At 31.8% G+C, this 23,014-nt stretch carries 24 protein-coding genes and 1 tRNA gene; 17 read left to right on the forward strand and 8 right to left on the reverse strand.

Going from position 1 to position 23,014, the window contains the following annotated elements:
- Positions 1–85: 85 nt before the first annotated feature.
- A complete protein-coding gene (eno, locus tag AC38BG_RS05145) occupies positions 86–1,405 on the reverse strand; it encodes a phosphopyruvate hydratase (RefSeq protein WP_489936795.1) in 1,320 nt (439 codons plus the stop codon).
- Between the two features lie 161 nt (positions 1,406–1,566).
- Positions 1,567–1,842, reverse strand: a complete 276-nt coding sequence (locus AC38BG_RS05150) for a type II toxin-antitoxin system RelB/DinJ family antitoxin (protein ID WP_489936796.1) — start codon at positions 1,840–1,842, stop codon at positions 1,567–1,569.
- 72 nt (positions 1,843–1,914) lie between these two features.
- Here AC38BG_RS05150 and AC38BG_RS05155 point away from each other — a divergent pair, with 72 nt between their 5' ends.
- Genes AC38BG_RS05155 through arsC form a run of 4 tightly spaced genes read left to right on the forward strand, consistent with a single transcriptional unit; the run spans position 1,915 to position 4,070 of the window.
- On the forward strand, positions 1,915–2,367 hold the full coding sequence (locus tag AC38BG_RS05155) for a GNAT family N-acetyltransferase (RefSeq protein ID WP_489936797.1): 453 nt from the start codon (positions 1,915–1,917) through the stop codon (positions 2,365–2,367).
- Between the two features lie 16 nt (positions 2,368–2,383).
- A complete protein-coding gene (locus tag AC38BG_RS05160) occupies positions 2,384–3,145 on the forward strand; it encodes a nucleoside phosphorylase (RefSeq protein ID WP_489936798.1) in 762 nt (253 codons plus the stop codon).
- A 28-nt stretch (positions 3,146–3,173) separates the two neighbouring features.
- Complete coding sequence (locus AC38BG_RS05165; protein WP_489936799.1) at positions 3,174–3,623, forward strand: ASCH domain-containing protein; 450 nt, start codon at positions 3,174–3,176, stop codon at positions 3,621–3,623.
- Between the two features lie 18 nt (positions 3,624–3,641).
- A complete protein-coding gene (gene arsC, locus AC38BG_RS05170; RefSeq protein ID WP_489936800.1) occupies positions 3,642–4,070 on the forward strand; it encodes an arsenate reductase (thioredoxin) in 429 nt (142 codons plus the stop codon).
- Between the two features lie 78 nt (positions 4,071–4,148).
- On the opposite strand, the gene mazE is transcribed toward arsC, so the two are convergent.
- Entirely contained in the window at positions 4,149–4,388 is a 240-nt protein-coding gene (gene mazE, locus AC38BG_RS05175) for a type II toxin-antitoxin system PemI/MazE family antitoxin (RefSeq protein ID WP_489936801.1), read from the reverse strand.
- A 288-nt stretch (positions 4,389–4,676) separates the two neighbouring features.
- Positions 4,677–5,903 (reverse strand): hypothetical protein, encoded by a 1,227-nt coding sequence (locus AC38BG_RS05180; protein ID WP_489936802.1) that lies wholly within the window; start codon positions 5,901–5,903, stop codon positions 4,677–4,679.
- A gap of 286 nt (positions 5,904–6,189) precedes the next feature.
- Here AC38BG_RS05180 and AC38BG_RS05185 point away from each other — a divergent pair, with 286 nt between their 5' ends.
- Positions 6,190–6,351 carry a hypothetical protein gene (locus AC38BG_RS05185; protein ID WP_489936803.1) on the forward strand — a complete coding sequence of 54 codons (162 nt, stop codon included), beginning with the start codon at positions 6,190–6,192 and terminating at the stop codon, positions 6,349–6,351.
- A gap of 66 nt (positions 6,352–6,417) precedes the next feature.
- On the opposite strand, the gene AC38BG_RS05190 is transcribed toward AC38BG_RS05185, so the two are convergent.
- A tRNA-Ser gene (locus tag AC38BG_RS05190) sits at positions 6,418–6,505 on the reverse strand.
- A gap of 191 nt (positions 6,506–6,696) precedes the next feature.
- Between AC38BG_RS05190 and AC38BG_RS05195 the strand changes: the two genes are divergently transcribed.
- Genes AC38BG_RS05195 through AC38BG_RS05210 form a run of 4 tightly spaced genes read left to right on the forward strand, consistent with a single transcriptional unit; the run spans position 6,697 to position 13,653 of the window.
- Positions 6,697–9,807: a type I restriction endonuclease subunit R gene (locus AC38BG_RS05195; RefSeq protein ID WP_489936804.1), complete on the forward strand. Its 3,111-nt coding sequence runs from the start codon at positions 6,697–6,699 to the stop codon at positions 9,805–9,807.
- Between the two features lie 2 nt (positions 9,808–9,809).
- The gene (locus AC38BG_RS05200) at positions 9,810–11,465 is read left to right on the forward strand and encodes a type I restriction-modification system subunit M (protein ID WP_489936805.1); all 1,656 of its coding nucleotides are present in this window, start codon (positions 9,810–9,812) and stop codon (positions 11,463–11,465) included.
- The gene (locus AC38BG_RS05205; protein WP_489936806.1) at positions 11,452–12,666 is read left to right on the forward strand and encodes a restriction endonuclease subunit S; all 1,215 of its coding nucleotides are present in this window, start codon (positions 11,452–11,454) and stop codon (positions 12,664–12,666) included. Before AC38BG_RS05200 ends, AC38BG_RS05205 begins: the two co-directional genes overlap by 14 nt.
- A 54-nt stretch (positions 12,667–12,720) precedes the next feature.
- The gene (locus tag AC38BG_RS05210) at positions 12,721–13,653 is read left to right on the forward strand and encodes a site-specific integrase (RefSeq protein WP_489936807.1); all 933 of its coding nucleotides are present in this window, start codon (positions 12,721–12,723) and stop codon (positions 13,651–13,653) included.
- Positions 13,654–13,694: 41 nt separating this feature from the next.
- Here AC38BG_RS05210 and AC38BG_RS05215 read toward each other — a convergent pair whose 3' ends face one another.
- On the reverse strand, positions 13,695–14,822 hold the full coding sequence (locus tag AC38BG_RS05215) for a restriction endonuclease subunit S (RefSeq protein WP_489936808.1): 1,128 nt from the start codon (positions 14,820–14,822) through the stop codon (positions 13,695–13,697).
- 18 nt (positions 14,823–14,840) lie between these two features.
- Between AC38BG_RS05215 and AC38BG_RS05220 the strand changes: the two genes are divergently transcribed.
- From AC38BG_RS05220 to AC38BG_RS05235, 4 genes are all read left to right on the forward strand, one after another.
- Complete coding sequence (locus AC38BG_RS05220) at positions 14,841–15,665, forward strand: hypothetical protein (RefSeq protein ID WP_489936809.1); 825 nt, start codon at positions 14,841–14,843, stop codon at positions 15,663–15,665.
- A 1-nt stretch (position 15,666) separates the two neighbouring features.
- Positions 15,667–16,026 (forward strand): VOC family protein, encoded by a 360-nt coding sequence (locus tag AC38BG_RS05225; RefSeq protein WP_489936810.1) that lies wholly within the window; start codon positions 15,667–15,669, stop codon positions 16,024–16,026.
- 53 nt (positions 16,027–16,079) lie between these two features.
- Positions 16,080–16,892 (forward strand): Cof-type HAD-IIB family hydrolase, encoded by an 813-nt coding sequence (locus AC38BG_RS05230; RefSeq protein WP_489936811.1) that lies wholly within the window; start codon positions 16,080–16,082, stop codon positions 16,890–16,892.
- Positions 16,893–16,993: 101 nt separating this feature from the next.
- Positions 16,994–18,385, forward strand: coding sequence for an amino acid permease (locus AC38BG_RS05235; RefSeq protein WP_489936812.1), 1,392 nt, complete (start codon positions 16,994–16,996; stop codon positions 18,383–18,385).
- Between the two features lie 35 nt (positions 18,386–18,420).
- Here AC38BG_RS05235 and AC38BG_RS05240 read toward each other — a convergent pair whose 3' ends face one another.
- Positions 18,421–19,278 (reverse strand): SPFH domain-containing protein, encoded by an 858-nt coding sequence (locus tag AC38BG_RS05240; RefSeq protein WP_489937845.1) that lies wholly within the window; start codon positions 19,276–19,278, stop codon positions 18,421–18,423.
- Between the two features lie 99 nt (positions 19,279–19,377).
- On the opposite strand from AC38BG_RS05240, the gene AC38BG_RS05245 reads away from it, so the two are divergent.
- The gene (locus AC38BG_RS05245) at positions 19,378–19,884 is read left to right on the forward strand and encodes a dihydrofolate reductase (RefSeq protein WP_489936813.1); all 507 of its coding nucleotides are present in this window, start codon (positions 19,378–19,380) and stop codon (positions 19,882–19,884) included.
- 30 nt (positions 19,885–19,914) lie between these two features.
- Here AC38BG_RS05245 and mscL read toward each other — a convergent pair whose 3' ends face one another.
- Positions 19,915–20,286, reverse strand: a complete 372-nt coding sequence (gene mscL, locus AC38BG_RS05250) for a large-conductance mechanosensitive channel protein MscL (RefSeq protein ID WP_489936814.1) — start codon at positions 20,284–20,286, stop codon at positions 19,915–19,917.
- A 97-nt stretch (positions 20,287–20,383) separates the two neighbouring features.
- On the opposite strand from mscL, the gene AC38BG_RS05255 reads away from it, so the two are divergent.
- From AC38BG_RS05255 to AC38BG_RS05265, 3 genes are read left to right on the forward strand one after another with little or no spacing between them, the layout of a single operon-like run.
- Positions 20,384–21,238: a MetQ/NlpA family ABC transporter substrate-binding protein gene (locus AC38BG_RS05255; protein ID WP_489936815.1), complete on the forward strand. Its 855-nt coding sequence runs from the start codon at positions 20,384–20,386 to the stop codon at positions 21,236–21,238.
- Between the two features lie 3 nt (positions 21,239–21,241).
- Complete coding sequence (locus AC38BG_RS05260; protein WP_489936816.1) at positions 21,242–22,297, forward strand: methionine ABC transporter ATP-binding protein; 1,056 nt, start codon at positions 21,242–21,244, stop codon at positions 22,295–22,297.
- On the forward strand, positions 22,294–22,989 hold the full coding sequence (locus tag AC38BG_RS05265) for a methionine ABC transporter permease (RefSeq protein WP_489936817.1): 696 nt from the start codon (positions 22,294–22,296) through the stop codon (positions 22,987–22,989). The genes AC38BG_RS05260 and AC38BG_RS05265 overlap by 4 nt, the downstream gene beginning before the upstream one ends.
- The last annotated feature ends 25 nt before the right edge of the window (positions 22,990–23,014 follow it).

The following is a 23,014-nucleotide window of genomic DNA, read 5'->3' on the forward strand; positions in this document are numbered from 1 at the left end:
ACTAAAAGTTTGTCCATAATAAGCGTATAAAAAAAGTGAGATACTTGCAAATAAGTATCCCACTTTTTGAATTTAAAGATTAAATTTATTTCTTATCTAAGAAACTGTAATAATCAATATAATCTCTGTCAATTGAGTCAGGGAAGTAAGCTAAACGTTCACCTGCGCCTAATTCAGCTTCGATTCTTAATAATTGGTTGTACTTTTCAACACGTTCACTACGTGCAGGAGCACCAGCCTTTAATTGACCTGCGTTAGTAGCAACTGCAAAGTCAGAAATAAAGGTATCACCAGTTTCACCAGAACGGTGTGAAATCATGGTGTTGTAACCATTCTTTTTACCTAAACGAATAGCCTCTAGAGTTTCAGTTACACTACCAACTTGGTTCAACTTAATTAGTAAAGCATTACCACATTTTTCCTTCATAGCTTTAACAATTAATCTTGGGTTAGTACAAATAAAGTCATCCAAAACAATTTGAATACGGTCTTTGAAGCGAGCAGTAAATTTAGCCATACCTTCAACATCGTTTTCATCATATGGGTCTTCAATTGAAATTAATTCAGGGAATTCATCAATTAATTTACCATAGTAATCAGCAAGTTCTTCATCAGTATAAGTCTTGCCCTCAAGGTCATATTTCTTAGTTTCTTTGTTGTAAAAGTATGATGCAGCACAGTCACAAGCAATCGCAATATCTTCACCTGGTTTGTAGCCAGCTTTGATAATAGCTTCATGTAACATCTTCAAAGCTTCTTCAGAGTTGTTTAAGTTAGGTGCAAATCCACCTTCATCGCCTAATCCAGTAGTGAAGCCTGCATCTTCGATAACTTTTTTCAACATGTGATAAGTATTAACGATCTTGTTAAAACCATCACGGAATGAAGTCTTAGTAACTGGTGTGATCATGAATTCTTGGATATCAATACCATTGTCTGCGTGTTCACCACCATTAATAACGTTGTGGAATGTTTGAGGCATTTCCAAATCGTCACCACCGATGTAGCGATATAGAGGTACATTTAAGCTGTTTGCTGCAGCGCGCATAGTTGCCATTGATACACCTAAGATTGCGTTGGCGCCTAAACGAGCTTTGTTTGGAGTACCATCTAATTTAATCATAGTTTCATCAATTAATGGTTGGTTGTAAGGAGACAAACCTTTTAATGCATCATTAATTTCAGTGTTAACATTGTTAACTGCTTTAGTAACGCCTTTGCCACCTAAACGTGAACCACCATCACGTAATTCAACAGCTTCGTTTTCACCAGTTGAAGCACCAGATGGAACTTCAGCACTACCAGAGACACCATTTGATAAAACAACAGTAGCTTCAACTGTTGGGTTACCACGTGAGTCAAAAATCTCTAGTGCGTGAACATTTTCAATAACAGGTTTAATCATAAAAATCCTCCTATAAATATCACGAAAAGGTTCTGCGATAAACGTTGAATGAAGGTTTTCGCTTTTTATTATCCAAGGGCTATTTTAGTTCAAGCTTGTGACAATGTAAACAAAAAATAGATATAATAATGATCAAATGTGAGAAGTAGAAAAAGGAAGAATTAATTTTTATTCAAGTCTTTAGATAATTCATCAACTGAATTTGCTGTTTTATAGTTACCATTTCTGTATTCCTCTAATGATTTATCAATACTTTTTTGTATTTCAGGAGAAATATCAGAATATCTAGAAAGGTTTACTGGAATCGCATTATCACTTACAACTTGTGTTAGGATCATTCTCATAGCGGATGACCAATCTAAACCATATTCATTAAAAACTTTTGTAGCTTGTTTTTTTAGATCTTCTGGTAATCTTAAACTTATAGTAGTTGACATAATTATCACCTCTTATAAAATGTGTTACATTTAATTACATTGTATTACAAGTAAAACAAAAAAGGAAAAAATATGGATATAGAAATAAAATTTTATGAAGATAAATATTTTAATAAACTTTGTGCTGTTATTGATAAGGCTAGAATGCAAGAATTGGAAAGTGAAAACTTGCAAGAAGTTTTTATCCCATTAACAAAAGCACCATATCAAAATTACTTATTATCATGTAAAATTTATATAGCAGTAAAAAATGAAGAATTGCTGGGCTTTGTTGGATTTAATGATAATCATTTAGAATTTATCTATGTTGATCCATCAAAACAAAAGCAAGGTGTGGCAACCAAATTATTAGCTAAAGCATTGAATGAAATGGAAAGACCAATATATTTAGAAGTATTTAGCAACAATAAAGGGGCTAAAGCATTATATGAAAACTTCGGCTTTAAAACTGTCAAAACTGCAACAGAAAAGTGGTCAGATGAGTATCCAGTTGAATTTTCTCAGGATGCTATGGAATTAAGATAATACGAGGAAGAAATGTATGAATGAAAAACCATTTATTTTAGATTTTGATCCAAATAAACATGCTGTATTAGAACCGAGACATGAAGAGTGTCCATATAAGTTTCATTCCCGTCTTTTATTTGCATTTGTACCAAAAGAAAAAATTAATCAATTTTTAGATAAACATTTGCATCGTACTATCGGTGAATTTAAAACAATTTCGTTTAATCCCAAAATCTACGAAGTCCAAATAAATGGTGAATTTTTCAGTTTGTGTCAAGCTCCACTTGGAGCTCCTGCTGCAGTTCAACTGCTAGATTGGCTTATTTGTTATGGAGTTAAAAAAGTTCTAGCAATAGGGACTGCAGGAGCACTTGTTGATTTGCCTGAAAATACAATGTTAGTGCCCAAAAGAGCGATTCGTGATGAAGGTACATCATTTCATTATATGCAAGCTGACAATTTTGTTAATATTGATCCTGAATTTTTGAACAAGATAGAAAAAATTAGTGATGAATTGAATTTTAAATATGATGAAATTACAACTTGGACAACAGATGCATTTTATAGAGAAACTCCGCAAAAAATTGCGCAGTTTAAACAACTAGGTGCTGCAGTTGTTGAAATGGAATGTGCTGGGATGGTAGCATGCAGTAAATTTAGAAAAGCAAGTTTTGCACAAATTTTGTTTACAGCAGATTCTCTTGCTAACATGGATAATTATGATGAGCGTGACTGGGGTGAAAAATCACATAGCACAGGTTTAGATATAGGATCGCAAATTTTAATAAGGATATAGGGTTATTAGAAGATTGAAAAAAGCGTAAATGAATAATGAATTGAAGTTATATTGGTGCCAATTTTGCCAAAAACATAATTTAGATGTTAATACGAAAGTAGACAGTTATGCTTTTGGCAGAACTGAAAAAGAAGCAGATAACTTGGCTAATTTAGTAAATAAAGGAATAAAAACTGCTACATCATCAGCTTATGAATTGTATGCAAAAGATGAGAAGTTGCCACAAGTTGGTGAATACAGTATTATTTTGAATAGTAAAAATAAACCTGTATGTGTAGTTAAAGAAGTAGGTGTTGAAATTATTCCTTATAACTTGATTTCTCCAAAGTATGCATATTTAGAAGGAGAAGGGGATAGGAGTTATATTTATTGGAGAAAGGTTCATGATAAGTTTTTTAAACAAGAATATGAATTAGCTGGGAAGACATTTTATTTGCAAGCACCAATAGTGTGCGAAATTTTTAAAAAGATAGAATAGATGATTTGGTGACAAAAGATGCACAAGATATATTTTTTATGTACTGGCAATTCTTGTAGAAGTCAGATGGCAGAGGGTTTTGCCAAAAAAATATTTGATAATAGTTGGGACGTGCGCAGTGCAGGAGTTGAAATGCATGGTGTAAATCCATATGCAATTAAGGTTATGGCTGAAAAGGGTATTGATATATCACATAATAAGTCAAAACTGATTGATGAAGATTATTTGCGCTCATGTGATTATGTTGTAACTCTGTGCGGGGATGCAAGGGATAAGTGCCCTTATACTCCAAATAGTGTGAAAAAAGAGCATTGGACATTACCTGATCCAGCAAGAATAGTTGGCGATGATAAGACAAAATTGGCAGGATTTAGGCAAGTTAGGGATGAAATTGAAGATAGAGTTGTAAAGCTATATAAAAATATACAAGAAAAAAAGAGCTGTTAGCATTTAACAACTCTTTTTAAAATGGTAGGTTAAAGTTATTAGACTCTAAGGATCAAAGGTCATATAAATAATTATATCTTATTCATATGACTCATTAATTTCATCACCTGTGTAATCATGAGCAAGATTGTCAGTGTCCATATCAGAATACTCATTTTCTTTTACATTTGCATAAATATCTTTTACTTTAGGAATTAACGAAATAGTTCCATTAGGTTCAGCAATTGAATAAAATTCTTGACCTGGCTTTACATGTAATGATTTTGTAAGTGTAATCACTATGACATTACCTTGTTTATGTGTTTTTATAGTTTTCATTAAGCTTCACCTCTATTGACTATTTTACATATGATTACATGTAAATATAAGTAATATCAATAACTAATAAAACAAAATAGATAAAAGCACTCCATAAATTACTATTATTATAATTGCTATAATTGTTGCTACTATAAAATTTCTTCGCCTAATTTGGTGCTTAAGCTTTCGCTTCTCATTTAATGATTTTCGTGTTACTTTCACCCTTTTCACCACTTTTGTTGTAAACAAAAAGCCTTGAAATAGAATTTCTTCTCTTCAAGACTTACATTTAATCTGTTTTTAGCTTTAGTTCTTACCAGCCATTTCAAAGACTGCTACTAAATTACCATTAACTTGTCTAACAGCAACTGCTGCATATCCATTTCTGGCTGTTGAACTTTGAATTATGGTTTTATGCATATAATCCCCTACAGTCCAACCGTCAAATACTAATTGGGCTGATTGTTCATTAGTTAGACCAGAAACAGGAATTATTGCTAAGCATTCACCGTATCCAGTAATATAAATGTTTTTACCTAGTGTTGGTAATAATTTCTTATATTCTGCAACACTCATATCTTCACCGTTAGGACGAGTATGTGAATAACTTTGTTGTATTTCTTTTACTCGTAAATCAGCTAATGCCTGCATTTCAGAGTTTGGTTGATATGCGTTAACTAACCCATTGCCTTTCTTTTGAGCAATATTGGTTCCATCAGCATCTTCACCTAAATATGTGGAGGTTCTTAGAGCATTAATTTTTTGCATTAAATACATTTGAACTTTAGCTGCATCGAAAGGTTCAGCTTGTTGAACTGGTTTTGAAGGCTTAGAAGGGGTTGTTGGTTGACTTGGAGTGGTTGGTTTTTGATTATTATCAACATTTGGCTTGCTTGGAGTTACAGGCTTTGTTGATTGGCTAGGTGTAGTTGGTTTAGTTACTGATGAATTACCAGAACCAGAATTACTTACACTAGCTTTTTTAGGCTTATTAGTATAACGAGATGAAATCCATTGATTACCACCTAAGTTGTACCAAACATAACCATCATTACCATTTGCTTCTCTAAACATCTTCCAAGAAGTATTATGTTGCAATCTCTTGCCTATATAAGAACCATTTTGTGCTGCTGAATAAACATTAATTCCATACCCTGGAACATATTTAATGGTTACAACATCTGCTCTAGCTGAATTGCTTGAATTTGCAGTAACTTCTTGCATATTAGTGTATTTTTCAGGAATCCATTGCTTATCTGTACCTAGACGATACATTGTTTGACCATTAATAATAGCCTTTGCAAAAGTTTTCCATCTAGTATTCTTGCTTACATATTGGTTTTGATATTGTCCATTACCATTTAATAAACAAACTTTACCTTTGCCATCATATTTAACAGTAATTACTCCATGAATTGGACTTTCGTTAGTTGCAGCATCTACTTTGTTGTTAACTGACATTACTCCTGCACCTAATAGTGCAACACCTGCTAAAGCAGTTACTAATCTTTTTTTGTTAAATTTAGAACTCATGATAAACCCCTCCGTATATTTAGATTATTGTTCTAATATTCACTTATATTTTAAAATAACAATTTTTTATAATCAATATTATTTATAAGATGTAAAAAAAGTTTTGATATGCTTACATGAATTGTTATGGTCAGTAATCGCTTTTGAACATTCTTTTATGCAAATTTTCTGTCACTATAATAGCTACAAATTTTATAATGCATACCAAATGTTTGGTTATTACCTTATATTTTCAATATTATTATTTGGAATGGCATTATCTCATCCTAGAAAATGGACATTTTTAGTGGCAATAATAGGAGAAATCGTATTAGGTTTTGCTGTTGATCAACTACTAAGTCAGTTAGGTTTTACTTTTATGTATCAACAATGGGAAGTGTGGCTATATACTATACCTGCAGTGATCATGCAATTAATTGGTATTTGTTTTATCAAACGCAAAAAATAGGCTAAGTTTAATCATGAATTAATATTAAAAAAGCCCTATGTGTCAACACATAGAGCAATCATTTTAAGGAAAGTACAGGATTTGAACCTGCGCGCCGGTATAAACCAGTTCGCCGGATTTCGAGTCCGGTGCATTACCACTCTGCCAACTTTCCGAAACATTGACAATTATAACAATGTTTGAAAAAAAGATAAAGCTTTAGTTGATTATCTATAATGACAATTATTAAACCATTTTAGGACCATATTTCGATATTCAATCGGTGTTATGGCTGTTTTGCAATGTTATTGCTTCTATGCCTTGTTTTTTGATACAGTAAAACATATATTAACTGAGGAGTAAAAAATGAGCATAAGAAAAGATGAACTTGAATTTGAAAATGTGCTGATAGATCATCTAACAAAAATGGGTGGGACTAAACAGTGGCAGTATGAACCCAAAATAAAAACTAATGATGATTTGTGGCGAAATTTCAAGCATATATTAGAGTTACACAATCAAGATCGTATTTGTAATCCTTTATCTGATAATGAGTTCAATCAAGTTAAAAACATAATTACAAGTTTAAAAACACCATATCAAGCTGGTCAATTCTTATATGGTGTGAATGGAATATCACAAGTAGAAGTTGATTTAGATAATGGACAACATCAATATTTAAAAGTTTTTGATCAAGATAACATTGGCGCAGGTGATACTATTTATCAAGTGGTTAATCAAATTGAGCGCCCAGCAGTAATTCCCAATAAAAAGAGTCGTCGGTTTGATACAACACTACTAATTAATGGCTTGCCAATTATTCAAATAGAAGAAAAAGCTGACGGTCATTTAGTTGATGAAGCATTGAATCAAATGCATCAATATATTGAAGAACAACAATACACTGGCATCTTTTCAACTGTTCAAATTTTAGTTGCTTTAACTCCTCATGATGGGAAATATATGGCTAATACAACTAATTTCAATAAGACTTTTGCTTTTAGATGGCAACGAGCCAAAGACAATTCCCAAGTAATGGATGGCTTTGAATTTGTGGATTCAATGCTTTCAATCCCAATGGCTCATCAAATGGCAACAAATTATATAATTCTTGATGGAACAAGGAAAAATCAGAATATCAAAGTTATGCGTCCATATCAAGTATATGCCACTAAGCGTGCAATTAAAAAATTACGAAATCATGATTTTGAAACAGATCCTAAAGAAGTAGGATATATCTGGCATGCTACAGGATCTGGTAAGACGATAAGTTCTTTTAAAGCTGCATGGCTTGCATCAAGATTGCCTAATGTTGATAAAGTTGTATTTTTGGTAGACAGAGTAGCACTGACAGATCAAACTGTATCTGAATATCAAGCATATGATCCAGAAAACACAGATGACTCAGTTGGTGGGGTAGTTACTGATACCTCTAATAGATTTGTGTTAGCTAAAAAGTTAAAACGTAAGGGTAATGCAATCATTGTAACATCAACTCAAAAAATGGATGCTCTCGTTAGAAATGAAAAATTTCAAAAAAACAAAGATCATGTTGTCTTTATTGTTGATGAAGCACATCGTTCAACTTCCGGTGAAATGCTTGAAAGAATAAAAAATGGCTTTCCTAATTCCGCTTGGATTGGATATACTGGAACACCGATTTTTGATAAAGAACCAACAACTGAAACTGTATTTGGCGATTTAATTCATGCATATACAATAAAAAATGCAATTTCAGATGGTAATGTGCTAGGTTTTAATGTTGATTTTCAAACAACAATTCCAGAAGATATATTAAAAGATCAATATTTACCTGAATATTTTCATGCAAGGTATCCAAAAAAGACAGCCAAGGAAATAAAATATCGAATTGAGCATATGACTCCGAATGATATGGATGATACAGTAGAGCCATCAGTTTTTGATAATAACTTAGATCATGTAAAGGCAGTAGTGGATGATATTATTAAAAATTGGTCAAAACGTTCTAGAAACGGTGAATATAATGCGCTTTTGACTACACATGTTGGAGGAATGCATGCATCAACACCAATGGCAATGATGTACTATCGTGAATTTAAAAGAAGAAATAAAGAGTTAGAGCATCCTTTAAAAGTAGGTATTACTTTTAGTCAAGATACATCTAATAGTGATGGGATGCTTGAAAAAAACCAGGCATTAAGAGAAGCAATGGATGATTATGCAAAAGAATTTGGTACTCAATTTGATGATAATCAAACTAAAGAATATACAGCTGCAGTAGTTTCAAGATTAAATCGCTCAATTGATGATGGTAATTACTTTGATATTGTAATAGTAGTAGATCAATTATTGACAGGATTTGACGCACCACAGTTAAATACTTTGTATGTTGATCGAACGCTGCATGGTGCATCGCTAATTCAAGCTTATTCACGCACAAATAGAGTATTTGATATGCAAACAAAGCCATTTGGTCATGTTGTTAATTATCGCTGGCCAGCTAATTCAAAAAAACTGATGAATGAAGCTTTAGCTATTTACGCAGATCCGCAATCAGCATATAAGCAAATGGATTTTGTCGATAAAACTAATCCTAATAACCCAGGTGATGGTGTGCTAGCACCGAATTATCATAAAGCTGTAGAAAACCTTAAAGAAATAGTTACAACTATCAAAGAAGAATCTGACAACTTTACTAGTGAACTAAATGGAGAAACTAAAGATACTGTAGAAAAAATATATCATGATATTCGAGAATATAATGAGGCAATGAGTGCTGTTAAACAATATGAAGAATATGATGTAGATCATCCTGAAAAGCTCTTAGAACAAATAAATCTTACCGATGATGAGGAGGAAAAGTTAACTACAATTTTTGCTTCAGAAGTTAAAAGAAAATTAGCTGATATTCGTAAAGTAGACATTAGTGAGCTAAATTTTGATATGCGTATGGAGCATGTAGAAGAGGTAATTGTTAATTATTCATATCTTAAACAGCTAATTATTAAGATGATCAATAGCTATCATAATAATGATTTAAAAACAGCCCAAGAAAGTGCTGAGCAAATTAAAATTGCAGCTGCAAAATTAGAGAATGCAAAAGAAGAAGAAAAAATCGTTAACTTTACTAATGATGTTATGGCAGGTAATTTTACTGTTCATAAACATCCTGTTGAAGAAGGTGACATAGACGATCTATTAAAAGAACATGCTAAAAAATCATCACGTTCTGAAATATTAACTTTTAAGAAAAAATGGGGCTTAGTAGATATTGAAGATAGCCAAACCGTCAATAAGTTGGTTAATCGACATGTATATGCACAAGACGATCTAAACTCCAATGGTGAATTGGATAATTTAGTAATGGAAGCAAGCAAAGTTTATAAAGTTGATGCTGAATCAGAAATGGTTAGAAAATTGTCAAAAATCAAGTATCATAATAAATTAAAACAGCAACTTACTGAATTTGCAGATAAAATGAAGAGAAAGTATTAATAATGGCACAAGAAGAAATAAAAGATATTAGAAGTAAAATTTGGGATATGGCTAATAAACTGCGTGGCAATATGGATGCAAATGAATATAGGGATTATATTCTAGGCTTTATCTTTTATAAGTTTTTGTCTAAACACCAGGCTGATTTTCTAGAAAAACAAAAAGATATTTTAGAAATAGCTCCTAATCAATCAGTTAATGAAGCATATCAACAGCAAGCCAGTGGCGCTGACTTAAATGATTATTTAGAAGCGATTGCAAGTTCATTAGGGTATGCAATTGCGCCTGCATATACGTGGACTACATTAGTTGATAAAGTTCATGATAATACAATTGCACCATCTGATTTCCAAGATATGTTTGATAGTTTTGCTCATAATGCAGAATTGAATTCTAATTCAAGACAAGACTTTAGAGGTGTATTTTCAGACATTAATTTAGGAAATAATCGTTTAGGTAATACTACCGCAAGCCGTGCTAAAAGCCTGATTGGTATTGTTGATTTGGTTGATCAGATTCAATATAAAGATGAATCTGGACATGATATTTTAGCTGATGTGTATGAGTATCTAATTGCTGAATTTGCTGAAAATTCTGGTAAAAAGGCTGGTGAATTTTATACACCACACCAAGTATCAGAAGTTTTAGCTAGTTTGGTGACTATATCACTTGATCAAAATAATTTGCGACCTGAAGTTTATGATTTTGCCTGTGGATCAGGTTCTTTATTATTAACTGTGCAAGAGCATGTAGATAATAAACTCTATTATTATGGTCAAGAATTAAATACGACAACATATAACTTAGCTAGAATGAACTTGATGATGCATGATGTGGACTACAGTCATATGGATTTAAGAAATGCAGATACGCTTGAAAATGATTGGCCAGATGGGGTTGATGATAGGGGAGTTGATCATCCGCATAGTTTTGATATGGTTGTTGCAAATCCTCCATATTCAGCAGAGTGGGATAACAATGACAATAAAATGAAAGATCCTAGATTTAAAGAATATGGATTAGCTCCTAAGAAAAAAGCCGATTATGCATTTTTATTGCATGGTTTATATCATTTAAGCCAAGATGGGACAATGGCAATTGTTTTACCTCATGGTGTCTTATTCAGAGGAGCAAAGGAAGGCAAAATTCGTCAAGCTATATTAGAAAAGAACCAACTTGATGCTGTTATTGGATTGCCAGAAGGTCTATTTTATTCAACTGGGATTCCTACTGTTGTATTAGTTTTGAAAAAGAATAAAACGAATAGGGATGTTTTATTCATTGATGCATCAAAGAATTTTGAAAAAGGTAAGAAGCAAAATATTTTACGTCAAGAAGATCTAGACAAAATTATCAATACCTATAAAAAACGCAAAGATGTTGATAAATATGCACATGTAGCTGATTTTGATGAAATAAAGGAAAATGACTATAACCTGAATATTCCAAGATATGTTGATACGTATGAACCAGAACCTGAGATTGATTTAGGTGAATTAACTAAGGAAATGGCAGAAACTGATAAGAAAATTAATGAAACACAAAGTGAACTACTTAGGATGATGAAAGAATTAACTTCTAATGATAATAAGATACAGAGTGACTTAGATGGCTTTATCAGTTATTTAGAAAATGGGCTAAAAAATGAAGAAAAGTAAAAATGATAAACTTACGCCTGATGTACGGTTTCGAGGATATACTGACGATTGGAAACAGCGAAGATTGGGTGATGTAGCTACAATAGTTGGCGGAGGCACGCCATCTACAAAGAATAAAGACTATTGGAATGGTACTATTAATTGGTATTCTCCTGCTGAGATAGATAATGAGGTTTATGTGAATAGTAGTCAAAGAAAGATCACTAAGCTAGGATTAACTAAGAGTTCAGCTTTCTTACTTCCAATTGGTACTGTTCTTTTTACTTCACGTGCTGGTATAGGGAAAACTGCAATTCTTAAAACGGAAGCATGTACAAATCAAGGTTTTCAATCGATCATTCCATCTAAAGGTAAAATTAATTCGTACTTCATTTATACTATGACACCTCAATTAAAACATTATGGTGAAACTCATGGGGCAGGCTCCACTTTTGTGGAAGTATCTGGAACACAGATGTCAAAAATGTCGATAAAATTACCAAAGTATAATGAACAAATTTGTATATCTAAGATATTTAAAAAGTTAGATTCTCTCATTACTCTTTTGCAGCGTAAGCAAAAGCAGTTACAGCATCTGAAGAAAGCTATGTTACAAAAAATGTTTCCTAAGAATGATAGTCAAGTTCCAGAAATTAGATTTAATGGGTTCAGGGATGTATGGAAGCAGCAAAAGCTTGGAAATGTAGCTAGTTATAGAAACGGTAAAGCACACGAAAAAGATATTGATCCATCTGGTAAATATGTGGTGGTCAATTCAAAATTTGTTTCTTCTAATGGTACGGTAAGAAAATACTCTAATAAACTGATTGAGCCCTTAAGTAAAGGAGAAATAACATTTGTGTTAAGTGATGTTCCTAATGGAAAGGCTTTGGCTAAAACTTTTTTAATCGATCAAAATGATACGTATTCTTTAAACCAAAGAATAGCGGGGATTCTGCCCAAGCAAGAGACAAGTTCATATTTTCTATCAACATTACTAAACAGAAACAGCTATTTTCTCAAATTTGACGATGGTGTTGGCCAAACTAATTTATTAAAGAATGATGTTATAGAATGGAAAACTTTTTATCCTTCTTATTTTGAACAAAAAAAGGTGGGAACCTTTTTCAAACAGCTTGATTCTCTCATCACTTTCAACCAACAAAAATTAGACTATCTAACTCAACAAAAAAAATATCTACTTCAAAAAATGTTTATATAATTTAAACCTCCCGTAAAATTAGCTTGTAGAACTAATTAAAAGGAGGCTTTTTTCATGTCAAAACAATATAGTACTAAATTACTGTATAAATATTATCGTGAATGGATACATTTATATAAAGAAGGAGCTATCAGAGACGTAACGCTAGAGAAGTACTGGATTACATATAGTTGGTTGCGTAAACTTGCACCTAATGTACATCTTAATGAATTAAATCGTCGTACTTATCAAAAAATACTCAATGAATATGCAAAAACACACGAAAAGCAAACAGTACTTGATTTCCACCATCAATTTAAAGCAGCAATAATTGATGCAGTTGATGATGGATTATTAGAAAACTTGCCAACTCATCGTGTAATTATCAAAGGTATGAAGCCTAAACCAAAAAAGACAAAATATCTAAGTTTATTTGAGTTGCAACTTTTATTAAAAAATTTACAGCTTGATAATGAGATTTCCTGGGATTGGTTTATTTTATTAGTTGCTAAAACTGGCTTACGTTTTGCTGAAGCTTTAGCATTAACACCTAATGATTTTAATGTTGAAAATCAAACTATTAATATTAATAAATCATGGAATTATAAAGATAAAGTTGGTAAATTTCAAGAAACAAAAAATTTATCTTCTAATCGAAGTGTTATGATTGATTGGCAATTGATGAATCAGTTTCAAAAATTAATGATTAATTTGTCAGCTGATGAACCGATATTTCCCAATAAATTTGGAAAAATATATAATTCAACGGTTAATACTCGACTTGAAAAATATTGTACAAAGCTAGATATTCCAGTTATTTCTATTCATGGATTACGGCATACCCATGCTTCGCTTTTATTATATGAAGGAGTTTCTATTGCAAGTGTTGCCAAAAGATTGGGACATTCGAATATTACTACAACGCAAAAGACATATATTCACATAATTAATGAGTTAGAAAATAAAGATAACAATAAAGTAATGAAAACACTAAGTAAATTAAGCTAAAGAAATACCATGGTGCTTTTAACGCCATGGTATTTTGTATGCTATATAAACATTTTTTGAATTAAATATTTTTTTATTTGGATTAGATGGTCTAGTTTTTGCTGGTTGCGCACAATTAACTTATCAAATTGATGAAATAAATTACCCACTTTATTTTGTTCATTTAATTTAGTAATAGGAATAAAAAATATATCTAAGAAATTTTTTTGAACATGAGGAATATTTGGAGTACGGTAATTAGCATATATATCTTTTTGACGCAATTTTAAATATTCATACACAAAAAAATTATTACTATCGCTTAACTTATAGGCTTTAAGTGTCGAACCTAAAATTCCTGAAAAATTTGTGTATACAGTTCCTGCTTTTGAACCATCCCATAAAATAATAATATCGTTAATATTAACATCTTGAGCGCCACTTACCAGCAGATTTTTTCCCCCATTGAGACTACTGGTATCTAAATATTTGATATTTCCAGGTTGTAATTCATTAATTTTACCTTTACCTTTTATTTGATCTTTAACAACTGATTTTAACTTTTTCTGCTTCCATACATCCCTGAACCCATTAAATCTAATTTCTGGAACTTGACTATCATTCTTAGGAAACATTTTTTGTGACATAGCTTTCTTTAGATGCTGTAACTGCTTTTGCTTACGCTGCAAAAGATCAATAAGCGAATCAAAACACTTTAAAAACAGTCTAATTTTTTCTTGCTCTACTTTAGAAGGTAAGATTATTTTTTGATTTTTCACTAAATCAGAATTTAAGTTCACCTGACTGCCAGGTTGACCATACTTATTCCACTTTGGCCTGAACATCTCAAGCCATTGATACATGTATTCAAGATCAAAATTAGGCTCCAAAAATATTAGAAATCCATCGTGTACACCCGTTTTTACATAATTAATAACGGGCTTTCCCACTGTTGCAGCTATACTAAGCAATAAATGCGGTTCAGTAATAACTCTAGTTTTTTCTTGACCTAATTTTGAAATATGTTGTTTTAGATGATGAATTCGTCCATTTTGACTTGTAACATCTGAAATTCTTAACCAGCCTATATCTGAACCGTCATCAAACCATTTTGGATCGCTGATTGGCCTTGGACTAGCTCCTCGAACTATTTTTGCTAAATTTCCAAGTCTTCGCTGTTTCCAAATCATCGTGCTTTGAGATCGTAAATGCTAGTTTCTTATGCAATAATTAAAGTAACCAACAAAGTATTATTAGAAAGGGCAAACATCATGAAAATCATTATTAACAATAAAGAATTATCTCATTACAAATTACATCATTGGGAATACACAAGAGTAAAAAGTTCATATGCAGTATTACAACGTCTATGTAATAACTTGAATGATGAACGATTAGAACGTGCAATCAAGCAAAAAAATGTAGTTTTGGCACAACAATTATTAGCTGAAACAAAATACAACATTGGACCTACTAAATTAGAATCATTACTTAAAAAAGATACTAAAAAAGCCAATCTTCTTACTGAATTCATGGCACGCTTTTCTTTTGGTAAAAGAAAGTTCAGCGAAACTGACTTCGTTGTCCCTAAAAATGGATTCTCTGCAAAAAAATTAATGGACAGATTTGAAGAAATTCAATTAATTAATTCAAATCAAAATAGGGATCTAAACTTAAATGCTAATCCTGATCACTATGTATCAAAAGGATATCCTAACAAAAAACAAGAAGTTATTGAAACTACTGGTAGTGCAATTTTGCCTGGGCATTTTTTCATACAATATGGCGATCAAACAGGTCTGAAATCAAAATTTGATCCAAAATATAAATATGAAGTTCCAGGTGCAGCTTATACACCTACCGGCACAGTAATTGGTGGGGTGCGTCATCAATTTGGGGAAGATGAAAATCATATCCTAATAAAAACATTAGTAGAATTTCCATTACTAACACCAAATTATGTTGTCCATCAACATGAATTGCATTTGGCGTGTGAATTTAGTCATTGGATTGATGACATTTTGGGTGAATAATATGATTAATAAAGTAAGAATTATGCTCTATGTTGATGATGTAGAAAAGATAAGCGAATTTTGGCAAGATAAATTGCAAGCTTCAATTTTAGAAACAAACACTCTACCAGATAATAGTAAAAATATAGTCTTAAAAATTACAGATGATATAGAACTTTCATTATTTGCCAAGTCATTTATCAAGGCATTTTCGCCAGAAGTGTTAGATAATAAACCGTCATTGATGTTTTTTACCAATCAATTTGAAGAGCTTCACCATAAATTAGCACCTTCTGTAAAAGTTATGGAAATTAATGATACTAAAACTTTTAATTTCAAAGATCCAGAAGGGAATTATTTTGTAATTGCTTCTGAAAAATAGGCTGTATATTAAGGTATAATAAAAACAGTCTATTTAACAAAGGGGTAATTTGCATGGCAATAAAAATGTTGGCAGTGGATCTAGATGGAACTCTGCTTACTACAACTAATACTATTTTGTCTGAAACAGAAAAGACTATTAAACAAGCTACTAACCAAGGTATCAAAGTTGTTTTAGCTTCTGGTAGACCATTATCTGGAATCATAAAATATGCTAGGCAATTAGATCTTGCTGATAATCAATATGCAGTAGTTTTTAATGGTGCAGTTGTTCAAAAGTTATCTGGAGAAGTGATTATTGATAAACAATTAAATTATCAAGATTTTCACAACTTACATCATTTTCAAACATTTAGTCATGTTAACTTGCATTTTGAAGACACAAAGACTTTTGTCACTTTGGATCGTGATTTATCTGTCACTATGCAAAAAAATGCAGCATTGACTAATAACAGAATGTTAATTAAAGATCGTAAAGATATCGATAAACACTTTACTTTTAATAAAGCTGGATACACTGTAGATACTGATATTGAACAGATGGAGATATTCTGGAATCGATTACCTGATTGGGCATTTGCTAGTTATAACATTGTTAGAAGCTGGGATAATATTGTCGAAGTTGGTGCAATAGATGCTTCTAAAGGTGAGGCATTAATTGAACTTGCAAGTAGATTAGGCTTTGAACAAAATGAAGTAATGATTTTTGGTGATCAAGGTAATGACATCTCAATGTTTGATAATCCAAACTTTAAAAAAATAGCGATGGGTAATGCAATTGATTCGATTAAAGAACGTGCTGATTATGTTACAGATGATAATAATCACAACGGGATTGCTAAAGCTTTGAAAAAGTTTGTTTTATAAATACACTATAGATTAATAGTAATGTATATGCTAAAATATTAATCAAATCTGTAATTATTAAATTAAAATTAATAATTAAATAAAATTGAAGGAATGAGCATATGGAAAAAACAAAATCTTCCGCACCTAAACTGAAACGATCAATGAGTGCAGGACAAATGGAGATGATCTCTTTAGGTGGAGCCATTGGAGTTGGCCTTTTCATGGGTGCAACTTCAACAATTAAATGGACTGGGCCTTCAGTATTATTTGCCTATATGTTTGTTGGCTTAATTTTATATATAGTTATGCGTGCATTAGGTGAAATGCTATATGTAAACCCAGGAACTGGTTCATTTGCAGATTATGCTACAGAATATGTGCATCCTCTTGCTGGATATATGGCAGAGTGGGCTAATGTATTTGAATATATTGTAGTTGGGATGTCTGAAGTAGTTGCTGCTACTGAATATTTAAAATATTGGTGGCCGAATATTTCAATGCTTTGGAGTGGAATTATTATAATTGCATTTTTATTAATTGCCAATTTAGCCAGTGCCAAAGCATATGCATCTCTTGAATTTTGGTTTGCAATGATTAAAGTTATTACAATTATTTTGATGATCATCCTAGGATTTTTGGTAATCTTTTTTGGAGTAGGTCATGGAGGAAAACCAGTTGGCTTTAGTAATTTATGGTCACATGGTGGATTTTTCACTGGTGGAGTAAAAGGATTCTTTTTCTCAATGTCAATTATTGTTGGATCATATGAAGGAATTGAATTACTTGGAATTTCTGCTGGAGAGGTGGTAAATCCAAAGGAAGCTGTCGTTAAATCTGTTAAGTCAGTTTTACTAAGGATCCTGATTTTTTATGTAGGAGCAATTTTTGTCATTGTAACTATTTATCCTTGGAACAAATTGGATGCTATTGGATCACCATTTGTAACAACATTTGCAAAAGTTGGAATTACAGCTGCAGCTTCAATTATTAACTTCGTCGTATTGACTGCTGCACTATCTGGGGCAAACTCTGGAATTTATAGTTCTAGCAGAATGCTTTTTAAATTATCACATGATGGGGATGCACCTAAGATTTTTAGACATATTTCGAAAAGAATTGTCCCAAGTAGAGCAATTATGGGAATTTCAGGAGGGATCTTTATTGGGTTTGTCTTAAATGTTATTGCAGCTAAATTCAATAAGTCAGCTCAAGATCTATTTGTGATTGTCTTTAGTTCATCAGTTTTGCCAGGAATGATTCCTTGGTTTGTAATATTGCTTGCTGAATTAAAATTCAGACGACACAATCCTGATCTCTTAGAAAATCACCCATTTAAATTGCCACTATATCCATTTTCTAATTATTTTGCATTTATTATGTTGATAGTAATTGTGATATTTATGGTGATTAATCCAGAAACTAGAGTATCGGTAATTGCTGGAGCAGTTGTATTATTAGTTGCAATGGTTGTATATATTGCACGTCATGGCTTAAGAAATAGCGCGAAATAAAAAGCGCACATAATGTACGCTTAAGTGATTTGGTATCAATCATCTTGATGCCAAATTTTTTTGATTGAAGGAATGTTACCTAATTCAGTTAAATTATCTTTATCCATCACTACTAAATTATTTGGACCTTCAGCTAAGTTATTGAAGCTTTCCAAGCTTTGATTACGGAAATAACCATCTTTTGCTTGGCTCAATGCTTCATCTAATTTATTAATTTTGTATGCGTCAGCATCAGCTTGCAATTTAATTGCTTCAGCCTTTGCTTTGGCCGTTGCAACTAAGGCATCATTTTTAGCTTTTGTAGTTAATTCAATATTACGAGCTTCACCTTCAGCTTTTGCAATTGCTGCAGTTTTTTCACGATCTGCAGTTAATTGCTTGTCCATTGCACGTTGAATTTCTGGGCTTGGCAATAACTCATCAACATTAACACGAACTACACGAATTCCATATACATCAGTTAAATCACCGATTGCTTGTGCTAATTGCATATTAATTTGACTAGTTGAACCCAATGCTTCATTTAAGTCCATCCGTCCAATAATATCACGTAAGTGACCACGAACTAATTGAATCATAGATTCAACAGAATCTGTATTGTTATAAAAGTATTTATAACTATCAGTTACTAAATAATTCAAGGTCAAACTAGTTGTAACTTCCGCATTATCTTTAGTAATAATAGAATATTTATTAATTTCTAGTGGTTGCAGTGCTAAAGATACTCTGCGAATGCGCTGGAATAGTGGCCAAATAAAAATAAATCCAGCTTTAACAGTCTTTGAATATTTACCAAGAGTTTCAATTAGACCTTCATAATTTTGAGGGACAATTGAAAAGCCAATTGCTATATATACTAGCAATAATACAGCCAGTATAATAAAAATTATCATTAACATAACTTAATCCTTTCTCTTTTATGCATAAATGTGGTTTAATGTGCTCAATAACAAAATATGCTTACGTAAATTATATACTTGGAGGGATTAAAAATGCTAACTTTTGTATGGGCACAAGATTTACAAGGAAATATTGGATATCATGGTCATCTTCCATGGCATTTGCCAGCTGATTTAAAACATTTTAAACAAGTTACTGGTACTAATCCTATGATTATGGGGAGAACTACATTTGATAGTTTAGGCGGAATTCTACCAAATAGGTTGCATGTAGTTTTAACTAAAGATCAAGAATTAATGCAAAAATATCAAGATAATAAATCTGTCTTAATGTTTAATAATGAAGCTGACTTAGTAGATTGGGTAAAAAATAATACGACTGATATGACTGTTATTGGTGGCAGATCAGTCTTCAAGATATTTTTACCAATGGTTGATAGACTAGATTGCACAGTAGTAGACGGGATTTTTCCTGCAGATACAAAAATGATTAAAATTGACTATCATGATTTTGATTTAGTAGAAAAGACATTTTATGAAGCAGATGCGAAAAATAAGTATAACTATACAAGTTATATTTATAGTAGAAAAAAGCAATAAAAAAGCTGCCTTTTATAGCAGCTAATAATTCTATTTACTTTGCTTTTTTAACAAGTCACGGATTTCTTTTAAATACAGCTCTTGTTGGCTAGGAGCAGCAGGTTTTTCTTCTTTTTTAGGGAGAACTTTGCTAACAGCTTTTACTAATAAAAAGACCACAAAGGAAATAATTAAGAAGTTAATAATTGCGTTGATAAAGCTCCCATATTTAAAAGTTGCTCCTCCAACTTTTAAAACTAAGTTGGACAAGTCAATTTTTCCTAAAAACAATCCAATAAAAGGATTTAAAATATTGGTCACAAGTGAATTAACAATGGCTGTAAAAGCACCACCAATAATTACACCAATAGCCAGATCCATCACACTACCACGTGAAATAAATTTCTTAAAATCATTTATCATTTATTATGCCTCCTAAACAATTGTAAGTATTAACTAAGATGAATTATAAACATTATTAGATATTAAACAAATAAAAATATCGAAGTGGGTGATTATTATGAGAAAAAAACGTATTAAAAGACGTATTGTTATGAGTGTTATTACAGGTATCATCTTAATTTTAGGGTGGTTTTCATTTGGTCCAACTAGCAACCCTAAATCACAAAAGACAGTGACTGTTGGTGTAGTAGCCCAAACCAAAGACGATGCAAAAATATGGCAAAAAGTAGCTGAAAAAGTAAAAAAAGAAGCTGGTATTACCTTAGTTTTTAAAAACTTCTCTGATTATAATCAACCAAATAAAGCTTTACAAAATGGTGATATTGATTTAAACGCATTTCAACATCAAGCATATTTAAATACTTGGAATAAAGAAAATCATGGAAACATTGTTTCAATTGGAAAAACATATCTAGCACCTATTAGATTATATTCAAAAAAATATCATAGTGTGAAAGATCTCCCAGATGGTGCAACAATTGCAATTCCAAATGATGTAAGTAATGAAGCAAGAGCTCTTGCAGTATTGCAAGATGCAAAATTAATTAGTTTAAAAAATAAGCATAAATTAGCATCATTAACTGATATTTCTAAAAATCCACATAATTTTAAATTAAAAGAGCTATCTGCAGAGCAACTTGGTCGATTAATTAATTCAGTTGATGCTGCAGTAGTGAATAATGATTATGCCTTGCAGGCAGGACTATCTGAAAAACAAACATTATATGTAGAACCGATTAATAAGCAAACTGAACAATGGATAAATATTATCGCGACTACAAAAGCTAATCATAATAATAAAATGTACAAAGAAATTGTAAAAGCATATCAAACAAAAGAAACAAAGAGATTATACAAAAAGTACTATGGCAACATGCAAGTTGCAGGTTGGGATTTTGATACGAAGGATTAACAAATGTCAATTGTCGAATTAACAAATATTAGTGTGGCTTTCACGCAAAACAAAAAAACTAATATTGCTGTCAAAAATGTCAATCTAGTAATTGAAAAAGGCGATATTTATAGTATTGTTGGATTTTCTGGTGCAGGAAAGTCAACTTTAGTGCGGACAATTAATTTATTGCAACAGCCAACTAGTGGAGAAATAAAAGTAAATGATGTAGTTTTTGCAAAGGATGGTCAACAAGTCATTTCTGCTAAAGATTTACGTCAAAAAAGAAGAAAAATTGGAATGATCTTTCAGCACTTCAATTTATTAGATGAAGCAACCATTTTTGATAATGTTGCATTTGCCCTAAAACATGCAAAAATGTCTGATCAAGAAGTTGAAGACAAGGTCAAAAGGTTGTTAGAATTAGTAGATTTAAAAAATAAAGCTGATTTTTATCCATCACAATTATCTGGTGGACAAAAACAGCGTGTTGCAATTGCACGAGCTCTTGCTAATGATCCTGATATCTTGATTTCAGATGAAGCAACTAGTGCATTAGATCCTCAAAATACTGTCCAAATTCTAGATTTATTAAAAAGATTAAATCAAAAAATGGGATTAACAGTAATCTTAATTACTCATGAAATGGACGCAGTAAAAAGGATCTCCAATAAAATCGCTATCATGAAAGAAGGAAAAGTAATTGAACATGGTCTATTAAGACAGGTTTATTTGCATCCAAAACATGATTTGACTAGAAGATTTATTGGTGGTGCCCAAGAAACTATTCATACATTGAATAAGTTGCATTTAGACAAATTGAATGCTGATGAAAGTATTTATCAACTTGTTTATAGTTTATCTAATGTGACACAATCAATTATAATTGAACTTTATGAAAAAATTGGCGCACAAGCTAGTATGTTATATGGCAATGTAGAAGTTTTAAATGATGAACCAATCGGTACTTTAACAGTTTTATTAAGAGCTGATACTCCAACACGACAAAAGGCTATAGAATTTTTGCATAAAAAAGGAGTCATCACTATCCAATTAAATGAAAGAGGAGAGGTTATATGAGTAATCTTATAAAATATTTTCCTAATGTTTTAACACTAGGTTGGAGTGGTGAAACTGGATGGGGAACAGCAATTTTTCAAACCTTATTTATGACATTTTGGTCTGCAATTTTTGGTGGTATTTTGGGATTAATCTTTGGAATACTCTTAGTTATATTAAAGCCTGGTGGAATATACGCCAATAAGTTTTGGTTCAATATCTGTGATAAGTTAGTTTCAATCTTTAGAGCGATTCCATTTATTATTTTGTTAGCATTTATTGCACCAGTAACTCAAAAGATTGTTGGCACTCAAATTGGGATGAAAGCTGCAATTATTCCATTAACTTTAGGAGTATTTCCATTTTATGCTAGGCAGGTAGAAGTTGCATTATCTAGTGTGTCTATGGGAAAAATAGAAGCTGCTGAAAGTTTAGGAGCAAGCAATTGGGATATTATCTGGGATATATATTTAACAGAAGCTCGCAGTGAGTTAATTAGAATCTCAACAGTAACAGTTATTTCGTTAATTGGTTTGACTGCTATGGCAGGAGCTGTTGGAGCTGGTGGATTAGGAAATACTGCAATTGCTTATGGGTATAACAGATTTAATAACGATGTTACGGTTGTTGCAACGATTTTGGTGATTATTTTGATTTTTATTGTTCAAATAGTTGGAGATTCATTAGTTAAACATTTTAATCATACAAACTAAAAAAGCAGGCATAAGCCCGCTTTTT

It is taken from the genome of Lactobacillus sp. M44, assembly GCF_058130005.1.

Coding starts and splice junctions, on each gene's coding strand:
- AC38BG_RS05165 (WP_489936799.1), top strand. CDS start 3,174: ATGAATAATGAATTGAAGTTATATTGGTGCCAATTTTGCCAAAAACAT.
- AC38BG_RS05160 (WP_489936798.1), top strand. CDS start 2,384: ATGAATGAAAAACCATTTATTTTAGATTTTGATCCAAATAAACATGCT.
- AC38BG_RS05210 (WP_489936807.1), top strand. CDS start 12,721: ATGTCAAAACAATATAGTACTAAATTACTGTATAAATATTATCGTGAA.
- AC38BG_RS05265 (WP_489936817.1), top strand. CDS start 22,294: ATGAGTAATCTTATAAAATATTTTCCTAATGTTTTAACACTAGGTTGG.
- AC38BG_RS05260 (WP_489936816.1), top strand. CDS start 21,242: ATGTCAATTGTCGAATTAACAAATATTAGTGTGGCTTTCACGCAAAAC.
- AC38BG_RS05235 (WP_489936812.1), top strand. CDS start 16,994: ATGGAAAAAACAAAATCTTCCGCACCTAAACTGAAACGATCAATGAGT.
- AC38BG_RS05180 (WP_489936802.1), bottom strand. CDS start 5,903: ATGAGTTCTAAATTTAACAAAAAAAGATTAGTAACTGCTTTAGCAGGT.
- AC38BG_RS05215 (WP_489936808.1), bottom strand. CDS start 14,822: ATGATTTGGAAACAGCGAAGACTTGGAAATTTAGCAAAAATAGTTCGA.
- AC38BG_RS05255 (WP_489936815.1), top strand. CDS start 20,384: ATGAGAAAAAAACGTATTAAAAGACGTATTGTTATGAGTGTTATTACA.
- AC38BG_RS05220 (WP_489936809.1), top strand. CDS start 14,841: ATGCTAGTTTCTTATGCAATAATTAAAGTAACCAACAAAGTATTATTA.
- mazE (WP_489936801.1), bottom strand. CDS start 4,388: ATGAAAACTATAAAAACACATAAACAAGGTAATGTCATAGTGATTACA.
- AC38BG_RS05230 (WP_489936811.1), top strand. CDS start 16,080: ATGGCAATAAAAATGTTGGCAGTGGATCTAGATGGAACTCTGCTTACT.
- arsC (WP_489936800.1), top strand. CDS start 3,642: ATGCACAAGATATATTTTTTATGTACTGGCAATTCTTGTAGAAGTCAG.
- AC38BG_RS05245 (WP_489936813.1), top strand. CDS start 19,378: ATGCTAACTTTTGTATGGGCACAAGATTTACAAGGAAATATTGGATAT.
- AC38BG_RS05195 (WP_489936804.1), top strand. CDS start 6,697: ATGAGCATAAGAAAAGATGAACTTGAATTTGAAAATGTGCTGATAGAT.
- AC38BG_RS05150 (WP_489936796.1), bottom strand. CDS start 1,842: ATGTCAACTACTATAAGTTTAAGATTACCAGAAGATCTAAAAAAACAA.
- mscL (WP_489936814.1), bottom strand. CDS start 20,286: ATGATAAATGATTTTAAGAAATTTATTTCACGTGGTAGTGTGATGGAT.
- AC38BG_RS05155 (WP_489936797.1), top strand. CDS start 1,915: ATGGATATAGAAATAAAATTTTATGAAGATAAATATTTTAATAAACTT.
- AC38BG_RS05240 (WP_489937845.1), bottom strand. CDS start 19,278: ATGATAATTTTTATTATACTGGCTGTATTATTGCTAGTATATATAGCA.
- AC38BG_RS05225 (WP_489936810.1), top strand. CDS start 15,667: ATGATTAATAAAGTAAGAATTATGCTCTATGTTGATGATGTAGAAAAG.
- AC38BG_RS05205 (WP_489936806.1), top strand. CDS start 11,452: ATGAAGAAAAGTAAAAATGATAAACTTACGCCTGATGTACGGTTTCGA.
- AC38BG_RS05200 (WP_489936805.1), top strand. CDS start 9,810: ATGGCACAAGAAGAAATAAAAGATATTAGAAGTAAAATTTGGGATATG.
- eno (WP_489936795.1), bottom strand. CDS start 1,405: ATGATTAAACCTGTTATTGAAAATGTTCACGCACTAGAGATTTTTGAC.